This is a genomic window from Mesorhizobium sp. M7A.F.Ca.CA.002.15.2.1, from assembly GCF_003998715.1.
GTDB classification, from domain to species: Bacteria; Pseudomonadota; Alphaproteobacteria; order Rhizobiales; family Rhizobiaceae; genus Mesorhizobium; species Mesorhizobium ciceri.
Map to the genome: position 1 here is coordinate 1 of NZ_RZPI01000386.1, position 5,356 is coordinate 5,356.

The following is a 5,356-nucleotide window of genomic DNA, read 5'->3' on the forward strand; positions in this document are numbered from 1 at the left end:
CGATTGAACCAGTGGCACAGATACATGCCCGAGGCTGCGCCATCGCTGACCGTCATCCTGGGGCCTCCGGATTTCAGCTTGACCACGTCTCCGGTCTTGAAATTGTTGGGCATTTTTTGACCTCCCATGCTGAGGCCATGAGTTTCACACCAAACCGGGGTCTCGACAATGGCAGATCTGCCAGGCCGGCGCCGCAATCCTTTGCACCAGATGCGAAGGGGTAGACGACGAAAAGGAGGGGGGATGGTGCGCTTGCGGGCAGCCAATTGCCGGCTCAAGCCATTAGAATCAAAATCGTTTTCGATGCCAAGCGGGTCGCAACGAGTTCCCTAGAGATCGTCCCGTAACGTCCTTGCCCGCGCCTTGAGTCGGCATGGGATCGGCCATCCCAGTGAGGGCGCGTCGTCCATGAACTCAACTGGAAAGCTGGCCAGTTACGAATCAGTATAAATCCGCGATGTACAAGAACACTACTGTGTGCGGCCTTCAGCGGGTAACGGCGCTGTTACACACGAAAAAATCCTTGCATGGTTTCCATAAGCGCCCGACGGCGACGGGACTAGATGCGCATTTTGTCGCGTATCCAGTTCCTAAAGATCTTGCTGGCACGATTTGGAGCATTCGCTGGAGCTTCAACAATGTAGTAGCCATTGCCGGTCGTGAAGGCGAGGTCAAAAGGGCGTACGAGACTCCCATTTGACAGCTTCTCCTCAACAAGGCGTGTCCATCCCAACGCCAACCCTTGCCCTTCGAGGGTGGCCCGCAGCAGATTGTCGTAATTTTGAAACCAGATTCCTTGCTGAGGGCGTAAAGAAGTTAGCTTCGCGAATTCAAGCCACTTGTCCCAATTCTCCCATTCGTGAGCCCGCCCATCTAGATGCAGCAGCGTCACGTTTTGAAACTTGCGGAAGTTTTCGGCGCCGACAGAATTTACATATCCTGGGCTGCAAATCGGAAAAAACTCCTCACTAAACACTTTCTCGGACTTCAATTTATTCCAGTCACCGCGACCATATCTAATCGAAATGTCTATCCCGAATTTGCTCATATCCAAGCATTCATCGGTTTCAACCAGTTTTATATTGATCCCGGGATTGCGAATTCGAAAATCAGCCAACCTCGGCATCAGCCAGCAACTTCCAAATGCAACGGTTGTACTAACTGTTACATTTGCCGGAATGTCAGCGACTTTCTCGTTAAACTCCCTTGAGATCAGCCATAAGCTTTCTGAAACTGTATTGTGAAATTGGCGCCCATATTCTGTAAGTGCCACGCCTCGTTGCCCCCGCTCGAACAATTTGGCGCCAAGCCTGGATTCCAGGAGCCTGACCTGCATGCTTACCGCTTCCCTGGTGACATTCAACTCATGAGCCGCAGCGGTAAAATTCATGTGGCTTCCCGCCGCTTCGAACGCGACCAGACTGTGTAGTGGCGGCAATCTCAAAGGCGGACGAGACGTCAATCTGATTTACCTCAGGCGTGATCGATCTTACGCTGACTATCCGAAAAGCACCCCGTAATCATAGTCCCAGCCATAATACGCTGAGGAAGCCAAGAGTGCCATCTCACGATAGCCATCGACAAAAGGACCCGTTGCTCGATTCATTCCAGCTCAGGTCTCTGCAACTTCGAAACAGGATTATGAGCACCGCTCATGCGCCGGCTTATGTAGAGAACGGTTGGCCTACGGAGCGCTACCGGCTCTATCATGAGGAGAAGGCCAAGGGAGGGCTTGCTCTAACGGTGGTGGGGGGATCGACCAACGTTTCGTCGGACAGCCCGTCCGCGTTTGGGCAACTTTATGCCGGCGATGACAGCATCCTGCCTTGGTTTGAACTGCTTACCGGGGGCGTTCATTCCCATGGCGCCGCGATTATGTGTCAGCTGACACATATGGGGAGGCGTACATCCAGCGACGTAGGGGAATGGCTGCCAGTAATAGGACCATCTAACACGCGAGAACGGGCGCACCGAGCCTATCCAAAGAGTATGGAAAGGGCTGATATAGTACGCGTCACCAAGGACTTTGCGGCCGCGGCGGCACGATGCAAAAAGGGCGGTTTTGACGGAATCGAAATCCTGTCGCACTCGCACTTGCTGGGACAATTCCTATCCCCTCTGATCAATTTCAGACAGGACGATTATGGCGGCTCCCTGGAGAACCGGCTTCGACTCACCTTCGACGTCCTGAACGGCGTCCGCGATGCTGTGGGTGACGAGTTCATCATAGGACTGAGGATCACCGGTAACGATTTCCTCAAAGGTGGGCTCAGCCGCGAGGACTGCATCGAGATCGCCCAGCGGCTTGAGCAGTGCGGCCTGGTCGACTTCCTCAACGTGCTTGCGGGAGCGCCATACGACGATCTGGGCTTGGCTCAATGGATGCCTCCTATGGGCACTCCCGCAGCCCGTTTCCTTGGAGTTGCCAAAGACATACGTGAGGCCGTTTCACTACCTATATTCTATGCAGGAGGCATTGCCGATATCGCAACTGCTCGCCATGCCCTGCGCGACGGCATTGTCGATATGGTGGGAATGACCAGGGCTCACATCGCCGATCCCTACCTGGTCTCAAAGCTGCAAACCGGGCAGGAAGATCGTATCCGCACCTGCGTCGGAATGAACTACTGCGCAGACCGGGTTAATCAAGGCAAAGACGCTTTATGCGGCCAGAATGCCGCGACCGGTCGCGAGCGTTTCTTCCCGCATCGCTTTCGCCGCCATGAAATAGCGGGTTTGCGCGCTGTCGTTGTTGGTGGAGGCCCAGGAGGACTGGAGGCGTCCCGTGTTCTCGCCGAGCGGGGTTACAGGGTGACCCTGTTCGAAGCGTCCAACCAGCTGGGTGGACAGATTAACATGGCGGCCGGAGGTTCCACCAGGCGCCAGATGCGCGGGATCATCGATTGGCTGGTCAATGAACTCGAGCATCTCGGCGTTGATGTTCGCTACAACATGCTGGCGGAAGCCGAGGACATCCTGCGTGAGAAACCTGTGTTGGTGGTGATCGCGACAGGCGCACTGCCGCGCTCGCTGAACATTGGCGGCGCGCATCTTGCCCGGCCGATTTGGGACGTGTTCACCGGACAGCCTCCTGTTGGAGAGGTCATCATTTTCGACGATCGAGGCGACCATCACTCGCTGGTGGCGGCGGAGGTAGCAACCCAATCCGGTGCTTGCGTCACTCTCTTAACGCCGGATCGCACACCTCTTCATAATCTCGGGCCGACGAACTACGGCGTCGGCATGCGCAACCTGTATCAGCGCGGGGTGAACTTCCTCACCGACCGTGAGATCGTTGCCTTGAGCCCTGACGGCAACCGTTTGACCGTCACCGTGCGAAACGTCCTCACCGACCTGGAAGAAAAATTCCAGGCCGATCATGTCTTCTATGAAGTCGGGACGGAAGAAAACGCTGAATTGTACTTCGATCTTCAAAGTCATTCAGTCAACAACGGCCAAATAGAAGTAGCATCTCTATTGGACGGCAAAGCCGAGTACCGAACGGTGAACCCGGCCGGTGATTTCGTGTTGTTCCGGATTGGTGACGCGGTCTCTTCGAGGAACATCCATGCTGCGCTCTTTGATGCGTTGCGTGTCTGTTCCGTCATCACGGTCGCCGGACAGACCGGCTCCGATCAAGCGCGCTACTCAGTAACACATAGGCAAATGAAAGGGGAAACGACGTGAAAAATCTCCCACTGGCGGCGGCATGCCTGACAATTCTTGTACTGGAGTCACTCCCTGCGAATGCTGCATCAAGCTGCGGTGAGCTGACAATCTCCAGCATGAATTGGCAGAGCGCTGAAGTGCTGGCAAGCCTGGACAAGTTCATTCTTAAAGCTGGGTTCGGATGTGATGCGGAAATTCTCGAAGGGGACACCGTGCCGACGGTCACCTCCATGATCGAAAAGGGAAAGCCCGATGTTGCTCCCGAGATCTGGGTCGATCTGCTGCCAGATGTTGTCGCTACCGGCATCAAGCTAGGCAAGCTTGTTGAAACTGGCGCGGCCCTCAAAGATGGTGGCGTCAACGGGTGGTGGATTCCAAAGTATGTGTCCGAAGCACATCCGGATATCAAAACCATTGCGGATGCGCTCAAACATCCGGAGCTCTTTCCAGCACCTGAAGATTCATCGAAAGGGGCGGTCTTCAATGGGCCTCAGGGCTGGGGCGCGACGGTTGTTACAACGCAGCTCTTCAAAGCCTACGGCGCTGAAAAAGCCGGCTTCACCTTGATCGACACCGGATCGGCAGCCGGCTTGGATGGATCGATAGCAAAGTCATATGAGCGCCACCAAGGCTGGCTCGGATTCTATTGGGCTCCGACGTCGATTCTGGGAAAGTATGAAATGGTGAAGCTCGACTTCGGGGTTCCTTACAATCAGGCTGAATGGAAGCGTTGCAATACAGTGGCGGATTGTGCCGATCCAAAGCCAAACGTTTGGCCGCAAGATCGAGTAAAGACGATCGTCACGAAAGGCTTTTCGGATCGTACTGATCCCGCAGTGATGGAGTACCTGCAAACCCGGTCGTGGTCCAACGATACGGTGAACGGTCTCTTGACCTGGATGACCGACAACCAGGCCACTGGTGACGATGCGGCAAGGTATTTCCTCAAGACACGCGAGGATATCTGGGCCAAGTGGGTCCCGGTCGGCGTCGCCGGAAAAATCAAAGCGGCACTTTAATCAACGTGTCGCGGTGGTGGCCTTTAGAGCGGCCATCATTGCGACCGCCATTGCCCTCACTGGGCTGACCGACCGAGAATTCCTCATGGATTGGCTGACAAATTTTCCCCATCTCAATGACGAGGCCTTGCGGCTTGTCAAAAAGGGGCTGGATGACGCTTTTCGAACCTTCACCCGAACATACGGCGATTCAATTGAGGGCGTTTTCGCGCCGTTGCAGTACCTTCTGATCAAGTGCGAGCACTTTCTAACCGACACGCCCTGGCCGCTGATCATTTCGCTGGCGGCTGGGCTGGCATGGCTTGCATCCCGAAACTTGACAACCGTGGCTGGAACCGTCGTCACCCTCGTTGCAATCGGGTTCCTGAGCATGTGGGACGATACGATGAAGACGGTGTCCATGATCCTTGTCTCGACGATCATAGCCATCGTGCTCGGTGCGCCGGTTGGAATTGCGATGTCGAGATCGGAGCGCATCCAGAGGGTCATCAATCCGGTACTCGATGTCATGCAAACCATGCCAAGCTTCGTTTATCTGATCCCGGTGGTGATGCTGCTGGGAATCGGCAAGGTTCCTGGTGTGATAGCCGTCGTAATCTATGCGATCCCTCCCATGATCAGGCTGACAAATCTGGGCATCCGCCTCGTGGACAAGGATGTATTAGAGG

General features: G+C 55.1%; 5 protein-coding genes. 3 read left to right on the plus strand and 2 right to left on the minus strand.

Translation table 11 applies throughout. The features are described from left to right. Together ENZ74_RS35815 and ENZ74_RS20490 are read right to left on the minus strand one after the other, a co-directional pair. Positions 1 to 128, minus strand: a 128-nt coding sequence (locus ENZ74_RS35815; RefSeq protein WP_348630699.1) for a DUF2158 domain-containing protein, incomplete at its 3' end; no start/stop codon positions are given. 431 nt (positions 129 to 559) lie between these two features. Next, positions 560 to 1,462: a LysR substrate-binding domain-containing protein gene (locus ENZ74_RS20490; RefSeq protein WP_342030131.1), complete on the minus strand. Its 903-nt coding sequence runs from the start codon at positions 1,460 to 1,462 to the stop codon at positions 560 to 562. Between the two features lie 131 nt (positions 1,463 to 1,593). On the opposite strand from ENZ74_RS20490, the gene ENZ74_RS20500 reads away from it, so the two are divergent. The 3 genes from ENZ74_RS20500 to ENZ74_RS20510 form a co-directional block, all read left to right on the plus strand. After that, complete coding sequence (locus tag ENZ74_RS20500) at positions 1,594 to 3,687, plus strand: FAD-dependent oxidoreductase (RefSeq protein WP_245441299.1); 2,094 nt, start codon at positions 1,594 to 1,596, stop codon at positions 3,685 to 3,687. 11 nt (positions 3,688 to 3,698) lie between these two features. Beyond that, positions 3,699 to 4,688 (plus strand): ABC transporter substrate-binding protein, encoded by a 990-nt coding sequence (locus ENZ74_RS20505; RefSeq protein WP_164746276.1) that lies wholly within the window; start codon positions 3,699 to 3,701, stop codon positions 4,686 to 4,688. 85 nt (positions 4,689 to 4,773) lie between these two features. Beyond that, on the plus strand, positions 4,774 to 5,356 hold a 583-nt coding region (locus ENZ74_RS20510), incomplete at its 3' end, for an ABC transporter permease subunit (RefSeq protein ID WP_127308002.1).